Annotated in this window: 14 protein-coding genes; 4 read left to right on the top strand and 10 right to left on the bottom strand. The window is 40.1% G+C overall.

Annotation, left to right across the window (positions count from 1 at the left end):
* The first annotated feature begins 47 nt into the window (after positions 1 to 47).
* The 3 genes from PL8927_RS16870 (at position 48) to PL8927_RS16860 (ending at position 2,837) form a co-directional block, all read left to right on the top strand.
* Positions 48 to 1,301, top strand: a complete 1,254-nt coding sequence (locus PL8927_RS16870) for an FAD-dependent hydroxylase (protein ID WP_083623845.1) — start codon at positions 48 to 50, stop codon at positions 1,299 to 1,301.
* Between the two features lie 36 nt (positions 1,302 to 1,337).
* Positions 1,338 to 2,387, top strand: coding sequence for an ABC transporter substrate-binding protein (locus PL8927_RS16865; protein ID WP_083624879.1), 1,050 nt, complete (start codon positions 1,338 to 1,340; stop codon positions 2,385 to 2,387).
* Between the two features lie 180 nt (positions 2,388 to 2,567).
* Positions 2,568 to 2,837, top strand: coding sequence for a hypothetical protein (locus PL8927_RS16860; RefSeq protein WP_083623843.1), 270 nt, complete (start codon positions 2,568 to 2,570; stop codon positions 2,835 to 2,837).
* A gap of 85 nt (positions 2,838 to 2,922) precedes the next feature.
* On the opposite strand, the gene fabG is transcribed toward PL8927_RS16860, so the two are convergent.
* Complete coding sequence (fabG, locus tag PL8927_RS16855; RefSeq protein ID WP_083623841.1) at positions 2,923 to 3,690, bottom strand: 3-oxoacyl-[acyl-carrier-protein] reductase; 768 nt, start codon at positions 3,688 to 3,690, stop codon at positions 2,923 to 2,925.
* A 126-nt stretch (positions 3,691 to 3,816) separates the two neighbouring features.
* Here fabG and trxA point away from each other — a divergent pair, with 126 nt between their 5' ends.
* On the top strand, positions 3,817 to 4,134 hold the full coding sequence (trxA, locus tag PL8927_RS16850) for a thioredoxin (RefSeq protein ID WP_083623838.1): 318 nt from the start codon (positions 3,817 to 3,819) through the stop codon (positions 4,132 to 4,134).
* Between the two features lie 45 nt (positions 4,135 to 4,179).
* Here the strand turns inward: trxA and PL8927_RS16845 are convergent, their stop codons facing one another.
* The 9 genes from PL8927_RS16845 to PL8927_RS16805 form a co-directional block, all read right to left on the bottom strand.
* Positions 4,180 to 4,572, bottom strand: coding sequence for a GxxExxY protein (locus tag PL8927_RS16845; RefSeq protein WP_083623836.1), 393 nt, complete (start codon positions 4,570 to 4,572; stop codon positions 4,180 to 4,182).
* A gap of 112 nt (positions 4,573 to 4,684) precedes the next feature.
* Positions 4,685 to 5,677, bottom strand: coding sequence for a sirohydrochlorin chelatase (locus tag PL8927_RS16840; protein WP_331281837.1), 993 nt, complete (start codon positions 5,675 to 5,677; stop codon positions 4,685 to 4,687).
* A 231-nt stretch (positions 5,678 to 5,908) separates the two neighbouring features.
* Positions 5,909 to 6,121: a hypothetical protein gene (locus PL8927_RS16835; RefSeq protein ID WP_083623831.1), complete on the bottom strand. Its 213-nt coding sequence runs from the start codon at positions 6,119 to 6,121 to the stop codon at positions 5,909 to 5,911.
* 77 nt (positions 6,122 to 6,198) lie between these two features.
* Positions 6,199 to 8,580, bottom strand: coding sequence for a transglycosylase domain-containing protein (locus PL8927_RS16830; protein WP_083623829.1), 2,382 nt, complete (start codon positions 8,578 to 8,580; stop codon positions 6,199 to 6,201).
* A gap of 153 nt (positions 8,581 to 8,733) precedes the next feature.
* Positions 8,734 to 9,738 (bottom strand): chlorophyll synthase ChlG, encoded by a 1,005-nt coding sequence (gene chlG / locus PL8927_RS16825; protein WP_083623827.1) that lies wholly within the window; start codon positions 9,736 to 9,738, stop codon positions 8,734 to 8,736.
* Positions 9,739 to 9,860: 122 nt separating this feature from the next.
* A complete protein-coding gene (locus tag PL8927_RS16820; RefSeq protein ID WP_083623825.1) occupies positions 9,861 to 11,294 on the bottom strand; it encodes an ABC transporter substrate-binding protein in 1,434 nt (477 codons plus the stop codon).
* An 84-nt stretch (positions 11,295 to 11,378) separates the two neighbouring features.
* A complete protein-coding gene (locus PL8927_RS16815; RefSeq protein ID WP_083623823.1) occupies positions 11,379 to 12,461 on the bottom strand; it encodes a PstS family phosphate ABC transporter substrate-binding protein in 1,083 nt (360 codons plus the stop codon).
* A gap of 279 nt (positions 12,462 to 12,740) precedes the next feature.
* Positions 12,741 to 14,132: a serine/threonine-protein kinase gene (locus PL8927_RS16810; RefSeq protein ID WP_083623820.1), complete on the bottom strand. Its 1,392-nt coding sequence runs from the start codon at positions 14,130 to 14,132 to the stop codon at positions 12,741 to 12,743.
* A 118-nt stretch (positions 14,133 to 14,250) separates the two neighbouring features.
* A complete protein-coding gene (locus PL8927_RS16805) occupies positions 14,251 to 15,285 on the bottom strand; it encodes a LysR family transcriptional regulator (protein WP_083623819.1) in 1,035 nt (344 codons plus the stop codon).
* Between the last annotated feature and the right edge of the window lie 52 nt (positions 15,286 to 15,337).

Below are 15,337 nucleotides of genomic sequence, written 5' to 3'. Positions count from 1 at the left end.
TGTAACAATAGAATTTGTTCATATTCTCAGTACAATCACCGAACATTATGCTGGTGTCGTCGCATTTACAAACTCAATCCGCCGCCATGAATTCCTCAAAGCCAGAGATAGATTATGATGTGGTTATTGTCGGGGGTGGAATTGTTGGAGCTACTTTAGCCTGTGGGTTGAAAGATTCGGGGTTAAAAGTAACGATCATAGAATCCCAACGGCCAGAAGTTGTCATTAGTAAACAACTCGCTTATGCGTTAACGTTACAAACCGGACGTATTCTCAACGGAGTTGGAGTTTGGAATCAGATTTTACCGAAAATTACTACGTTTTATCAAATTAGTTTAAGCGATTCCGATTACCCCAGTGTTGTGAAGTTTCTCCCCCAAGATTTAGGAACCGATGAATTAGGATATGTGGGCGAACATGGGGTGATGCTGTCAGCAATGTATGAATTTTTAAAACAATGTCCGAATGTTTCTTGGCAATGTCCGGCTATTTTAAAAACTGTTAATTATCATCCCGATTATGTAGAAATAAACATAGAAAACCAGGGGAATTCTCAAACACTTCGCAGTCGAATTATTGTGGCGGCGGATGGTTCTAAATCTCGAATCAGAGAAGAAGCCGGAATTAAAACTCACGGTTGGAAATATTGGCAATCTTGTATTGCGATGACCATTAAAACGGAAAAATCCCATCAAAATGTTGCCTTTGAACGGTTTTGGCCCAGTGGCCCGATGGGGGTTTTACCTTTACCCGGAAATCGTTGTCAAGTGGTTTGGACGGCTCCCCATGCGGAAGCTCAGGCGTTAAAAGAATTAGATGAAACCGAGTTTTTGCAATTATTAGAATATCGCACGGGAGGATTATTAGGAAAATTAGAATTATTGAGCGATCGCTATGTTTATCCTGTACAATTAATGCAGAGCGATCGCTATGTTCAACACCGATTAGCATTAGTAGGAGATGCGGCTCATGGTTGTCATCCTGTTGGTGGACAAGGATTAAATATGGGAATTCGGGATGCGGGAGCCTTAGCCGAAGTGTTGAAAATAGCCCAGGAAAAGGGTGAAGATATTGGACAAGAAGGGGGATTAAAACGTTATGAAAGTTGGCGACAAAAAGAGAATTTAATCGTTTTAGGCTTAACGGATTTTTTAGATCGAAGCTTTTCAGGAGATTGGACACCAAAAGTGAGTTTACGCCGAATGGGATTAGGGGTATTAAAAAAAGTGCAAGTTTTGCGGTATTTGGCATTACGATTAATGACAGGTTTAATCGGTCGTCCCCCCAAAATAGCCGATTAAATTTATTCTGATTTACTGTGCTTGGAGGGAATAGAATTGATTTCTCGGCGAGACTTTGTAAAATACTCTGGTGCTTTAGTATTTTCCTTCGTGGGTAAAAAATTAACACCTCTAACCGATTTGAATCTCTCCCCAACCGCACCTTTAATCATGCAGTTAGATTGGAAATATAATGTTCAATTTGCAGGATTATTATTAGCGGATTATTATGGACTTTATCAACAACGGGGGTTAGAGGTTGAAATTAAATCGGTAAATTTACATCGGGGAATATTTGAACAAGTAGCCGAAAATCCCTTAATCTTAGGATGTGGAGAACAAGATGCAATTTTAGCCGCACAAGTTCAAGGATATCCGATTAAAGCGATCGCTACAATGTTTCAAGCCTCCCCTTTGGGGTTAATGTCTCTTCCCGAAAAAAATATTCAATCCCTCCATGATTTAGTCGGTCAAAAAGTCGGAATGCAGGGAAATACTAAAAAAGTCATGGAATTCGTCATGAATACGAGTGGCTTATTACCCCAAGACATTGAAATTGTTCCGATTTCCTATCAAGATAAATATGATCGCTTACAAAGTGGGGAATTAGCAGCAGTTCAATGTTATATTGTCGATGAACCCCTTGGCTTTAATTCCCAAACGGGAATTCTACCCCAAATTTTAAAATTTAGTGACTATGGATATGATGCTTATGTGCAGGTAATTTTTGCCCATCAGTGGTTATTAGAGCATAATCCTCAAAGGGTTAATCAGTTTTTAAAAGCTTCTTTTCAAGGATGGAAATTAGCTTTAAATGATATTAATCAAGCTGCTAAAATTGTTGTTGATTTTTACACAAAACCTCAGAGTAAATATCATAATTTAGATTACCAAACTCAATCTTTAAAATTAATTTCTGATTATATTACCTTTGGGATTAACCCTGAGCAAATCGGTTCTATTTCTGCCAACCGTTGGCAAGAAATGTCAGAAAAATTTGCTCAATATGGTATGATTGAAAGCGCTCCTCAACTAGCGGATTCTTTAGATTCTACTTTTGGGTCATTGGAGTCTCTAAACGAAGATTTACCCTTAATCTTATCATAACTCAGGAATTGATCGCCTGATTTCTTCCTAATAAACGAGAGGTTGAATTATATAAGTATTTTTAATATAGGTACTCTATAGTCTAATAGTACCTATATAAAGGGGATTGTACCTAATTCCCTATTATCTCCCAAAGGATGGATTACAATTAAGACCGTACCTTGAAGTTGGAAAACAGGTATGAATACGATAGATAATTCCCCAATAGATGATAGTTCATCATCAGTTGCAATATCTGTAACAGAGTTACAACGCCAGCTTAGTGAGTCACTCCAGCAGCTATCACCAGAACGCTTACAGGTACTTGCTGATTTTGCGGCTTACTTGGCAAATGCTGAAAGCGAAGCGGCAACCCAGGAACTCTTGGCAATTCCTGGTTTATTAGAACGAGTTAAACAAAATCAAGCAACTCCTAAAACCCATTACACAAACTTTAGGACTTTGGAGTAAATACAACGTTTCTACTATTGACACGGACTCCCACCCCCGAAAAATCCGTGAAATCCGTGTCATCCATCTCATCTTAATCCCTGATCTATGCCATTACCATTCCGCCATCGACATTAAACACTTGACCCGTAATATAAGCCGCCGCCGGATCTGCTGCTAAAAAGCGAATCATTCCCGCCACTTCTTCCGGTTGACCGTAACGACCTAAAGGAATAAATTTGAGAATTTCTTCCGTATTTTTCAACACTTTGGTCATATCGGTCGCAATAAATCCAGGCGCAACAGCATTCACCGTTATTCCCCGACTTGCTAACTCCTTGGCTACGGTTTTTGTAAACCCAATAACCCCGGCTTTTGCTGCACTATAATTCGCTTGACCGGGGTTGCCCATTTGTCCAGCAACCGACGTAATATTAATAATTCGTCCTGACTTTTGTTTGAGCATAATTTTACTCGCAAGACGAGTACAAAGAAACACCCCGGTTAAATTCAAATCAATCACCGCTTGCCAATCTTCCGGCTTCATTCTTAACAGTAAAGTATCACGAGTAATTCCGGCATTATTCACTAAAATATCAATTTTTCCCCAGGTTTCTGTTACTTTGTTAAATAACGCATCCACTTGATCCGCTTTGGATACATCCGCTTGGAGTGCGATCGCCTCACCCCCCGAAGACGTAATTTCAGCAACTACCTCATCCGCCGCCGTCGAAGAACTGGCATAATTGACCACAACTTTAGCACCTTCTGTGGCTAACGCTAACGCCGCCGCGCGACCAATACCCCGTGATCCTCCCGTAACCATCGCCACTTGTCCCTTTAAATGTTGTAAACTTTCGGGTAAACGTTCCATCGTATTGTTTCTCCAACTATAATTTTGTCAAAACTCATCATCTCAGATTTGAGTTGTCAAGTTAAGAGAAACCCAATTTCTGAAGAATCGCTATAATTGAAATGAAAAATTTTAAGGTAATCAGCTATGGCCGTTAAACAAACCTTTAATAGCTTTCAAGAATTACTCAGCAATTCTGATGTTCCGGTGTTAGTGGATTTTTACGCAACTTGGTGTGGCCCTTGCCAAATGATGACTCCTATTTTAGAAGAAGTCAATCAAGAAATGAGTCAACAAATCCAAATTGTTAAAATTGATAGTGATAAATACTCGGAACTCGCATCTCAATATAATATTATGGCGTTACCGACCTTAATGTTATTTAAAAATGGTCAACCCGTTGGTCGCCATGAAGGTGTTTTGCGATCGCCAGAACTGGTTAAATGGGTGTATGGTTTGCTGTAATTTTAATGTTTTAAACGAACCACAAAGACACAAAGACACGAAGGTTTAGAGGACGATGCGTTTAATTCCTTCTTTAATTAAGGGAACATTAAAATTAATCAGGAGTCCAAGTCGGTGTTTAGAAAGTTTGAGATAGGTGATTACTTGTGCAGTATGAACAGGTAAAAGAGTTTCCACAGCTTTGAGTTCGATAATAACACATTGATTTACCAATAAATCAATCCGAAATCCTGCTTCTAACTTGATGTTATCGTAAATTACAGGTAGAACTAGCTGACGCTCAACCCTTAAACCTCGTTTAGTTAATTCATACTCCAAACAAACCTCATAAACACTTTCCAATAACCCTGCACCCAAAGCAGAATGGACATTAAAAGCAGCATCCACTATCTGCTTTGCAACTTGGTTTACCTCCTCAGAAATAGGTTCTCTCTGCATCTTCTCTTCTTAGTGTCTTCGTGTCTTTGTGTTTTTATTAAACCACAAAGACACAAAGGCACAAAGTCTTTCTTCGTGTCTTAGTGTCTTTGTGTTTTGATTAAACAAAGAATTAAGGCGTATGCCAAATTCGTTGATGATAATCTTCTAATTTGGCATAGGGATCAATAGGAGGATGATCATGATCATGATGGTGGTGATGATGATCATGACCATGATGATCATGATCTCCTGAAATAGCAGCTAACCGGAATTTGCACATTTCACAGTTCATTTGAACTTGTCCGAGTTGGGTTTCTATTTCCCGATCTCGTAATAGTTGTAAAAGCTCCTGTTGAATACCCATTTCGGGTAAACAAGTCATCTGAATTTCCGGGTATTGTTCCTGTTGTTGGGCGGTAATATCAAAGATTTTCTTAACTAAAACCCCGGTAAATAAGAAGTAAGGTAAGACAATAATTCGTTTGGGTTGATAGAGTCGAGCGCGACGAAATCCTTCTTCTAAACGGGGGTGAGTAATGCCAATAAAACAGGTTTCAACCGTTGAATAACCGCTTCCTTCCCAGAGAATTCGAGCCAGTTTGTAGACATCTCCATTAGCATCAGGATCACTGGCTCCCCGTCCGACAAATAATAATACGGTTTCGGAGTTGGGGATATTTAAGGGGTTTAATTGCGGTTGTTCTAATTGTTGTAAACGCGATCGCAATAACTCTAAAATATTGGGACTGATGCCAAAATGTCGGCCATAATGAAAGGTTAATTGTGGATGTCGTTGTTTGGCTCGATCTAACTCATTGGTAATATCAAATTTATTGTGTCGCGCTGCAAATAATAATAACGGTAATGCGGATAATTCCGTATAACCTTGTTCAATACAGCGATCAATTCCTTCTTGAATAGTAGGCTCTGTTAATTCTAAAAAACAAGGAACAACGGGACGAGAATGATCTAATTGTTGATACGCCTGAGCAAATTCTAAAAACGTTTCTCGTCCATCCCCATCACGGGTACCGTGACCAATGAGTAATAAGGGACGTTGCAGAGGTAAAGGGGGAAATGTTGAGTCTGATGGTTTAATGGAAAGTTCTGTGTTGTTAGTCATCATGTATGATTAGGTTTCCTTCCCCGTGTGAGGCAGGTGTACAGGAATTTAATAGGTAGGCATTCTGGCTTGTCAGGAATAACTCTGGCTTACAGTTGCCACACAGCCTCGGACTTTCACCGCAGTTTCCCTAACTATTAATTAAAATTAGTGTAGCGGACAAGGGAAAAAGAAGCGATGGGGGATGGGGGGATAGAATTATCGGGATAGGAAATAGCCCTATCCCTAATATTAATCAATCGTGATCGATTGAGGGCCACCTGAATTGCCGTTATTATTTTTAGAGTCAGAGGAAGTAGATCCCGTTGTTCCCCCTTGTTTCTCTAGCCAGGTTTTAACCGGATCATCATTCAAGTTTAATTTTAATAAACCTGAGACAAACCCGCCTAAAAATGCAATAGGTTCATGGGTTAATTCTTGTAAAATTGGTTTCAGTTCATCCATATCCGAATAGTCTCCTTAAACCCGGCGATCGCAATCAAACATAACTTGATTTTAGCGCATTTAACAAAATTTAGCTGTTAGTAATTATTGGTTTCTTCCGAATATCCCCCCTCGGAGGAATAGCCATCGGAATAGGAGTTATCATAATATCCATCAGAGGAATAGCCGTTGTTATCATTATAATAGGAACCACTATCGTAAGTTTCAGAATTGCTGGCATAGGTTCCATCCCCACTCGAACTTTGTCCGGGATCACCGTCTTCAATAGCGACTTTTGACCCCGTTTCAATACTATTAGGTTCATGGGGTTTCGCTTTAATACTGCCTTTACGTCCTTCTAATTCCGGCAGTTTTGGGAACTTTTGAATCGGCATTCCTTCGACAACTTTCTGCATAAATTCCCCCCAACTATAAGCCGCACTACTACTCGCGCCCCAAGTCGGATCATTATTATCATTCCCTAACCAAATTCCGGTTACAGCTTGGGGAATATAACCAATAAACCATAAATCTCTAGCTTCTTCAGAGGTTCCGGTTTTACCAGCAACCTGTCGATCCGATAAAGCCGCAGGGCCTCCAGTACCCCCATTAACAACTCCTTCTAACATCCAAGTGGTAATGGCGGCACTATTTTTATCTAAAACTCGTTTCGGTTTAAATTTAGCTTGATAAATGATATTTCCTTGTTTATCTAAAACGCGACGAATGCCATGAGCCGGAATATAATTACCTTCATCGGCTAAAGTTCCGTAAGCATTGGTTAACTCTAATAAATTCACTTCATAGGCTCCTAATGCCATCGCATAAGTAGGTTTCAACGGAGATTTAATTCCCATATCTTTTGCCATTTTGATGGCAGGTTCAAACCCCACATCAACTAATACTTTAACCGCAATTACATTAATAGAACGGCTCAAAGCATCGGACATTGATGTCCATCCAGAATGTTTATTCCCATAATTTCGAGGACGATAGCCATCAACTTTATAGGGTTCATCTAAATAGCTATCATAAGGGGAAAAACCCGCACTAATAGCTGTTGCATAAACTAATCCTTTAAAGGTTGATCCCGGTTGTCGTTGAGCTTGGGTAACGCGATTAAATTCACTATCTTTATATTCATATCCCCCCACCATCGCTTTAACTTCTCCGGTTTTCGCTTCAATAGAAACTAACGCGGCTTGGCTAAAATTAGATCCGGCTCCATCAATTTCTACCGCATCTTTAACGGTTTTTTCTGCGGCTTCTTGCCATTTGACATCTAAACTGGTTTCAACCATTAACCCCCCAGCTTCCATGGCTTCTTTAGAAACATATTGGGGTAATTCTTTAAGAACATAACTGGAAAAATAAGGCGCTTTAACTAATAACCGTTTCGGTTGACTGGGTTTAAGATTAAGCGGTTCTTGCATGGCGGCTTGCGCTTCGGTGGCGGTGATTACCTTAGCATCCTGCATCCGTTGTAAAACAATATTACGTCTTTTCTTCGCCGCCTCTGGATTTTCTAAGGGAGAATATTGACTCGGTGCGGGGGGTAAACCTGCTAACATTGCCATTTCCGACAACGTTAACTCATTCACAGATTTACTAAAATAAACATAAGCCGCGTCCGCGACTCCATAAGCACCCGAACCCAGATATACTAAATTCAAATAGCGTTCTAGGATATCTTCTTTACTGATTTGATCTTCAATTTTCCAAGAAACCATCGCCTCTTTGAGTTTACGAGTGAGGCTATGTTCTTGATTCAAATAAACAATTCTGGCTAACTGTTGGGTGATGGTACTTCCTCCTTCTACCACTCCCCCTGCTAATAGATTAGACCCAATGGCGCGAACAATTCCTTGATAGTCCACACCATCATGTTCATAAAAGCGAATATCTTCAGTCGAAATAAAAGCTTGTGCCAGTTTTTCAGGAATTTGTTTGAGTCGGAGCTTTTCCCGTGTTGCTGGCCCCACCTGCATTAAAATATCCCCATTCGTCGCTTTAATCGTAATTGTGCCATCTCGGCTATAGGATGCCATGCCACTGACGGAGACTGGGGGTAAGCTTTGATCAACAAGATACCATTGCCAAGCTCCATAACCCAAGGCGCCACCCCCTAAACTAATCACTCCTACCCCGATCCAAATCCTGGGACGGCGATACCAACGTTTCCCTAGCTTGTCTTCAGAGGTAAGACTCTGGCGGAGTTTAACCCATTCTGAATTCAAGCGATCCAGCGTGCGACGATACCAAACTTGATCTGAACTTTTGGACTCAGGTGCAGATAAAGATGAATCCTCATCGGGTTCGTCTTCAGTCACGGTAGCAGATGACGTCAAAACAGGTTGGGTTGAAACCGTACTGGGGTTAGTTTCCCATTCGGTTTCTGACTGAGCAGAGTCCGTTTTGGGTCGGGAGGGTAATTGAGATTCTTCCATGGGTTCGGGCAAATCGGTGGTTTTGATGATCATTCGACAGTCTATTTTAAACCCGCAGAAGGCAAGACCAGCTTGCCTCTACAGTTCGCTGCCGAACCCTGATCTCACTGAAAATCAAGGTTTTTCCTTGATCCCAGGCTTCAGGAGGGTTGGGAAAGTGCGATTTTCCAGGAATTGAACAACTCCTTAAACCGCATGACCCAGAGCTAAACCCACAACTAACATTCCTAGCACGAGGAACGGTTGGGCGCTTGCTTGATATTTAACATCATTTTCTACAGGATTGCGTAGAAAATACATATCCTGGAAGGTAATTTGAGGAATTACCAGCAGCAAGAGAACGGTAGCATAAAGGTTTTGCTTGATACTAACTAAATAAACGGCCATTCCCGCTTGAAAGATATCAATCATCAAAACACAAATCCAGGCTGCGGTTGTGATCCCAAACATCACTGGAAGGGATTGTAACCCCAGTTGTCGATCGCCTTCTACGCTCTTAAAATCATTAACAATGGCAATTCCTAACCCGGCTAAACTATAGAACAGGGTTAAAACCATAATGGTTGGGGTCAGTTCTCCAAATAACGCATGACCCGCCCACCAAGGTAAGGCAATATAACTCGCTCCTAGGGCATAATTTCCTAACCAGCCATTTTGTTTGAGTTTTAGAGGGGGTGCAGAGTAAATATAGGACACAAAGGCCCCCCCAATACAGAGAACGGTAACGATGGGGAATTCATGGCCCGCCCAAGTATCTAACAGGTAGGAAACGCCTATTCCTAAGCCTAATAATAGTAAAATTTGGCTGACAACTTGGGGAATGGAAATCGCTCCGCTTGGGATGGGACGATAGGGTTCATTAATGGCGTCGAGTTCCCGATCATAAAAATCATTCATGGTCTGGGTGTACCCGGTCATTAATGGCCCGGACATTAACATACAGGCCGCCACTTTTAACACATCTTCGAGTGACCAGCTAAAATGTCCTGATGAAGCAGCACCACAGACCACCCCCCAAATTAAGGGTATCCAGGTGATCGGTTTCATCAATTGCAGGCGAATTTTCCAGATCGAGCTTTCTCCCGGTGCGGCTCCTTTCATCCCTAACAGTTGTCGGGTTTTAGCACTGCGATCTGAATTCGCTTCTGTTGTTAATTCTTCTGAAGGTTGAGACGATGGAGTGTCCGACATGATCCTTTGTGCGTTTATGTTTTGATGGTCTGCAATATAGAAACTAACATTAACAGAGTCAAAAGGAAAACTTTGATTTGCTGTAAGCTGAACGGTATTATCCTAGAAACCCGGTTTTTAAGTTAAGGAACCGGAACAAAATCATAACCTAATTCTGAACGAGTTCCAGGTTCAATTGTGACTAATTGTAAGGCTTGATTGCGATCGCCAGAGGGTAAAAATTGAATCACACCTGTTGCACCTTCAGGGTTAAAATCGGAAGCGGAAAGGGTTTCTTGAACCCCGGTTCGGGTAGGGTTTTTAGCAATAGCAGCTATTAAGGCTTTTGTAGCATCATAGGCCGTTGCGGTACGCCAGTTAACACTCGCTCCCCAGAGTTGATTAGCGGCTTGAGCAAAGGCAGAATCAGGATTCGCTAAAATATGCCAAGGAATGGCAATGACCATCCCGGCTGCATCGCTTCCCACTTTCAATGTTTCCGGTCGATATAGACTATCTCCTCCTAATAAGGGTAATTGTTGGCGATTAATTCTGACCACTTGTAACGCTTGTTCAATGGTTGAAGAATCGGGCGTTAATACAATGGCTTCTGCTCCTTGTTGACGCGCTTGTTCTAAGGCTTGCATCGGATTAAAATTGGGTTTAGCAATATCAAAAACCCTGATCACTTCGCCCCCATCCCCACTTAATGCTGTTGTAAATTCGGTTTGTAAAGAGGTACTATATTGATTAGCACTATTAAAAAATAAAACGGTTTTTTTCAAGTTTAAGGTATTTAAGAGATATCGTGCTAAGGTACTTCCTGCAAAGCGATCGCTCGGAACTGTCCTAAAAATAAAGTCTCCCGCATTAGAGATTTCTGTAGCTGTACTGGTGGGAGAAATTAAGACTAATTTTCCTGCTTCATAAATCGGTGCTGCTGCTTCAGTCGTGTTACTGCCAAAATGACCAATTACGCCCAAAACTTCGGAATTATTAACTAAAGTTTTAGCAACTTCTTGAGCCAGTTCAGGACTATTATCATCATTAACAATGATCACATTTAATAATTTTCCGCCTAACCCTCCGGCTTGATTAACTTCCGTTTGAGCTTGAGCAACGCCTCTTAAAATTTCTTGGGCGGTGTTAACTGAAGTTCCAATCGGAATCGATACTGCTATGGTATAATAGGGTTGATTATTTTGCCGAATTTGAGCATTATTTTTATAGATTAAGGCTTCAGGATCATTTTTATTTTGTTGTAAAGCCGCATTAAACTGTTGAACAGCTTCCTGATATTGACGAGAAGCTAAAGCAGCAACTCCTGCTTGTTTGAGGGCTAAATTTCCTGACGGAATTAACACTTTTTCCCCTTGACTGATGCGAGTTTCAATCGACCCTACAGCAATATTAGGTGAGGACGTTGAGGGTAAATTTCCAGAGGAAGATGGGGGGTTATTCGAGTTCAATAGCGGTTGAGGAGACGATTTAAAAAAGAAAAAATAACCTGCTCCTAATAACCCTCCTGTAATTAAGAGTGCTAATAGTAAGATTAGAGATTCATTTTTTTGAGACATCTGATTTTAAAAGGGGTAAATTTTATCAATTGAGATTTAAAGTCTATTTTAACATTTTTGGAAATAGTTAACCCCTAAAGGAACTTAACGAATTTTAATAAACCCCAATTTTTCAATTAAATCTTGACCTTGAGAGGTTAATAGAAGTTGACTATAAGCTTCTCCGGCTTGTTGTTCAGTTGAACTATTTTGTTTGATAATAATAAATAAACGTCTTGTTAGGGGATATTCTCCATTTATAAACACGACAGGATTAATTTGATTTCGTTGTTGGGGACAAGCTTCGGGAGGAATTAAGGGATTTTGATAGGGTTGAATTAAAGCATCGGATGTCAAACCAATCGCTATAGGTTTAATTGTACATTGTTCTACAACTTCTGGAGCAGAGGCATAATAGATTCCCCCTGGATTATTGGAAATTGCTCTTAAGGCTTCTGTGGTCGTTGAAATCAATTTTACGGCTTTTCCTAACCCAGATCCTCCTAATACATTTGTAATAAAGAATTCAGTTGTTCCTCCAGCTTCCTGAGTCCGAGAATAGGCAATAATGGGAAGATTATCACCTCCGAGTTGATTCCAATTATTGATTTCACCTGTATAAATTTGTTTTAATTGATTAATGGTTAATCCTTGAATATTTAAGCTAGGATTAACTGCAACCACAATCCCATCAATTGCAATCGGAATTTCTCTTAAATCAAATCCTCGTTGTTTAGCTTGTTGATATTCTGGTTCTTGTAGAGGACGGGAAGATTCCGCAAAAGTGAGTTGATTTTCAATTAACATTTTAATCCCAATTCCTGAGCCGGGGGGTTGACTAGGATTTTGAAAATATCGGAGTTGAAATTGAGGAAAAACCCGTTGAATTTCGGGATTAATCCCTTGACGAATCGGGGCAAATGTGGTACTTCCTCCATAAGTAAATAGTCCGTTAGGAACATTAGGAACTTCAGCAAAGGTTTTAAATTCGGTTGTTGAGGATTGAGAAATAGATTGAGGAGGAATAGACGGTGAGTTAGGAGTAACGGAAACAGAAGGAGAGGGATTAGAATTTAAGACATCTGAGAAATTTATCTTGCGAGTAAACCACCAAATTCCGCCGCCAATAAATCCTCCGGTAATCAGTAAAGCTAGGATTAAAGTGGTAGTATCATTTTTTTGAGTCATAAATCTAAGGGGTTTCCAGTATTAGGTAAAATTTTACCACTTTTGTAAGATTATAGGGACAGGTATTAATATAGCAATCCGTGTAGGATTTATGATTAAAACCTGTAGGGGTGGCGTCCCTCCCAACCCAGGCGCAAAGAGGGTTGGGAGACGCCACCCCTACACGGATTGCTATATAATATTAATAATCCTATAAAATCAAGGAGTAGGTCAATCAAAAGAATTAATCAAGGTAGAAAAATTATCTAGGATAATTTAAGCAATATTGGTATCCTCGTTTTACAAGATTCGTTGAAGCATCAGATAAACCAACCGAAATAAAGCAGTAACAGCCACAGCGAATATAGCGATAATAAAAGGAACGGTCGTTAAAATGATATAAAAGTTTAATTTTAACAGGATAAAATATAAAATTCCGATAGAAATAAAAGGAATAATAATAAAGTCAAACCCAGCTTCAACCCAACGTTGATATTGAGCAAATATTAATCCTGTGAACACCCCTAAACCGATAATTAATAAAAGAATAGGATTGAAATTAGAGACTTTGAATAAAGCAACTCCTAAGCAAGCTAAAACGCCACCTTCAAAGCCTGTAAATGCTGCACTGGATAATAGTTGTAAACTAGAAAAAGAACGAGTTATTGCAGGGGGTTGAAGTTGGGTTGGGGGAGGAGAAACTGGAGGGGAGGGGAGGGGAGAAGGTTGAGAAATTGGTTGAATTTGAGGAGGATTTAAGGCTGTTAAAACTTGAGTAGCGGAACCAAAGCGATCGCTCGGTGTGGGTAATAACATTTTATCTAAAATTGTCGCTAATTCATCGGAAATTTGAACAAATTGTTTCCACTTCCATTGATCACTATAACTATCAAATAACTCTTGAGGTTCTTTTCCGGTTAATAAAACAATACAAGTCACCGCTAAAGCATATAAATCCGTAGAGGGAAATACCGTATAACCTCGCATTTGTTCAGAAGGTGCGAACCCTAAAGAATAAATTCCGGTGGATGTTCCGCCTGCACTTTGTGTCACCTGTTTAACCGCACCAAAATCTAATAAATGTAAACGACCTTGGCGATCGCGCATAATATTAGAAGGTTTAATATCGCGGTGAATCACATCATGATCATGAACAAACTCCAGAATTTTGAGAACTTCTTGTAAGACTTCTCGCGCTTCTGTTTCCGAAAATTGTCCTTTTGTCGCCAGTTCTTTTTCTAAGTTTTCGCCAGTAATATATTCTTGAACAATATAAAAAAATTGTTGCGGTTTTGAGGAACGCCATCCTGGTGCTTCTAAGGGAAAATAGGCAAATAAATCAGGAATTTGGGGGTGTTTATTGCCCAACTGTTCCAGAACATGAGCTTCTCGTTCAAACAGATTTTGTGCGGTTGCTAATTGTTGAGGGTTTAAATCAAATGAGGGTTGAAATTGTTTAACGACACAAGATTTAAGCGTAGGAGATCGGCGATCTTTGGCTAAAAATGCCGTACCAAATCCTCCTTGTCCTAATAATCGTTCAGGGAGATAACGACCATCTAAAATTAAAGGCATTCCACAGGTAGCACAGAATTTTTGCTGCACTGTTTTGAGGGTCATTTGATCCTCTAAATCCGTGAAACTATTGCGATCAGCACCCAAACAACCGGGACGAGTACAGTAAATTTTCATAGGAGTTAAGGAGACAGAAAATAGGAGCCAACAGTCAACAGCATTTGATTGTTTTAAAGTTTAATTATAGATTAATTACAGGTTTTCTAAAGTGCTAAAACACTTAAGTTTTTCTGAATTAAGGTTCGGGATACTGAGGTTCGTTTAAATCGGAAGGGGGGATGAATGTGTCAAAAATTGGAGGTTTTTTAGAAGCATTTGAGGCAAAAGTATGGGTACTTAATGCCCAGTCTTGGGAAGTAAATAAGGGTAAAATATCTCGACTAAACGCTTCAGCCGCTTTGGACTGATAGCGATTAGGATTAACAATAACTGAAAGCATCCGTTTGACTACAACATCTTCAATTGTCATCCGGTGTAAAACCTGCATTTGTAACTCTTTTTCAATGGCTGAAGTTGAGACAAATGCCGCGCCTAATCCCGCTTGAACTGTATTTTTAATCGCTTCAATAGAATTTAACTCCATTTCCACTTTCAGACATCGGGGATCAATCTCACATCGGCTTAAAACTTGATCAATCACTTTGCGAATGGTAGACTGAGAATCCAAGGCAATAAATTGCAGTTTATACAAATCTTCTTTTTGAATTGTTTCTAATTTGGCAAAGGGATGGGTCGGGGGTAGAATTAAGGCTAATTCATCTTCAATATAAGGTTGAATCGTTAAAGAATCGTGTAATTCGGTCGGAACTTCCCCCCCAATAATTGCTAAATCAATTTGTCCATTAGCGACACTCCAAGCCGTGCGTCGAGTTGAATGAACATGAAGTTGAACCGCGACATCGGGATATTTTTCTCGAAATAATCCAATCATTCGGGGAAGCAAATAAGTGCCTGTAGTTTGGGACGCACCGACAATTAATGTTCCTCCTTGAAGATTTTGTAAATCCTCAATTGCACGGCAGGTTTCTTGACATAAACTCAGAATTTTTTCGCCATAATTGAGCAGAAGATGTCCGGCTTCTGTTAATTTAGCTCGACGTCCGCCCCGATCAAATAAAGGAACACTTAATTGTCGTTCTAAATTTTGAACTTGTAAACTAATAGCAGGCTGAGAGACATATAAACTATCAGCTGCGCGCTTAAAACTTCCCTCAGCCGCGATCGCTTTGAGAATGCGTAATTGATCTAATGTAAAAGGAACATCTGTCATTGTGGGAAAAGGTAAAGAATTTAGATTAAAACAGGGTAAAAATTAGAGCATT

The sequence above is a fragment of the Planktothrix serta PCC 8927 genome (assembly GCF_900010725.2).
Lineage (GTDB): Bacteria > Cyanobacteriota > Cyanobacteriia > Cyanobacteriales > Microcoleaceae > Planktothrix > Planktothrix serta.
This window is presented reverse-complemented; position numbering and strand designations above follow the sequence as displayed.

Bases quoted from the DNA above. Each gene is read 5' to 3' on its own strand.
- PL8927_RS16835 (WP_083623831.1), bottom strand. From the start codon at position 6,121: ATGGATGAACTGAAACCAATTTTACAAGAATTAACCCATGAACCTATT.
- chlG (WP_083623827.1), bottom strand. From the start codon at position 9,738: ATGTCGGACACTCCATCGTCTCAACCTTCAGAAGAATTAACAACAGAA.
- PL8927_RS16805 (WP_083623819.1), bottom strand. From the start codon at position 15,285: ATGACAGATGTTCCTTTTACATTAGATCAATTACGCATTCTCAAAGCG.
- PL8927_RS16845 (WP_083623836.1), bottom strand. From the start codon at position 4,572: ATGCAGAGAGAACCTATTTCTGAGGAGGTAAACCAAGTTGCAAAGCAG.
- fabG (WP_083623841.1), bottom strand. From the start codon at position 3,690: ATGGAACGTTTACCCGAAAGTTTACAACATTTAAAGGGACAAGTGGCG.
- PL8927_RS16810 (WP_083623820.1), bottom strand. From the start codon at position 14,132: ATGAAAATTTACTGTACTCGTCCCGGTTGTTTGGGTGCTGATCGCAAT.
- PL8927_RS16830 (WP_083623829.1), bottom strand. From the start codon at position 8,580: ATGATCATCAAAACCACCGATTTGCCCGAACCCATGGAAGAATCTCAA.
- PL8927_RS16870 (WP_083623845.1), top strand. From the start codon at position 48: ATGCTGGTGTCGTCGCATTTACAAACTCAATCCGCCGCCATGAATTCC.
- PL8927_RS16860 (WP_083623843.1), top strand. From the start codon at position 2,568: ATGAATACGATAGATAATTCCCCAATAGATGATAGTTCATCATCAGTT.
- PL8927_RS16840 (WP_331281837.1), bottom strand. From the start codon at position 5,677: ATGACTAACAACACAGAACTTTCCATTAAACCATCAGACTCAACATTT.
- PL8927_RS16815 (WP_083623823.1), bottom strand. From the start codon at position 12,461: ATGACTCAAAAAAATGATACTACCACTTTAATCCTAGCTTTACTGATT.
- PL8927_RS16820 (WP_083623825.1), bottom strand. From the start codon at position 11,294: ATGTCTCAAAAAAATGAATCTCTAATCTTACTATTAGCACTCTTAATT.
- trxA (WP_083623838.1), top strand. From the start codon at position 3,817: ATGGCCGTTAAACAAACCTTTAATAGCTTTCAAGAATTACTCAGCAAT.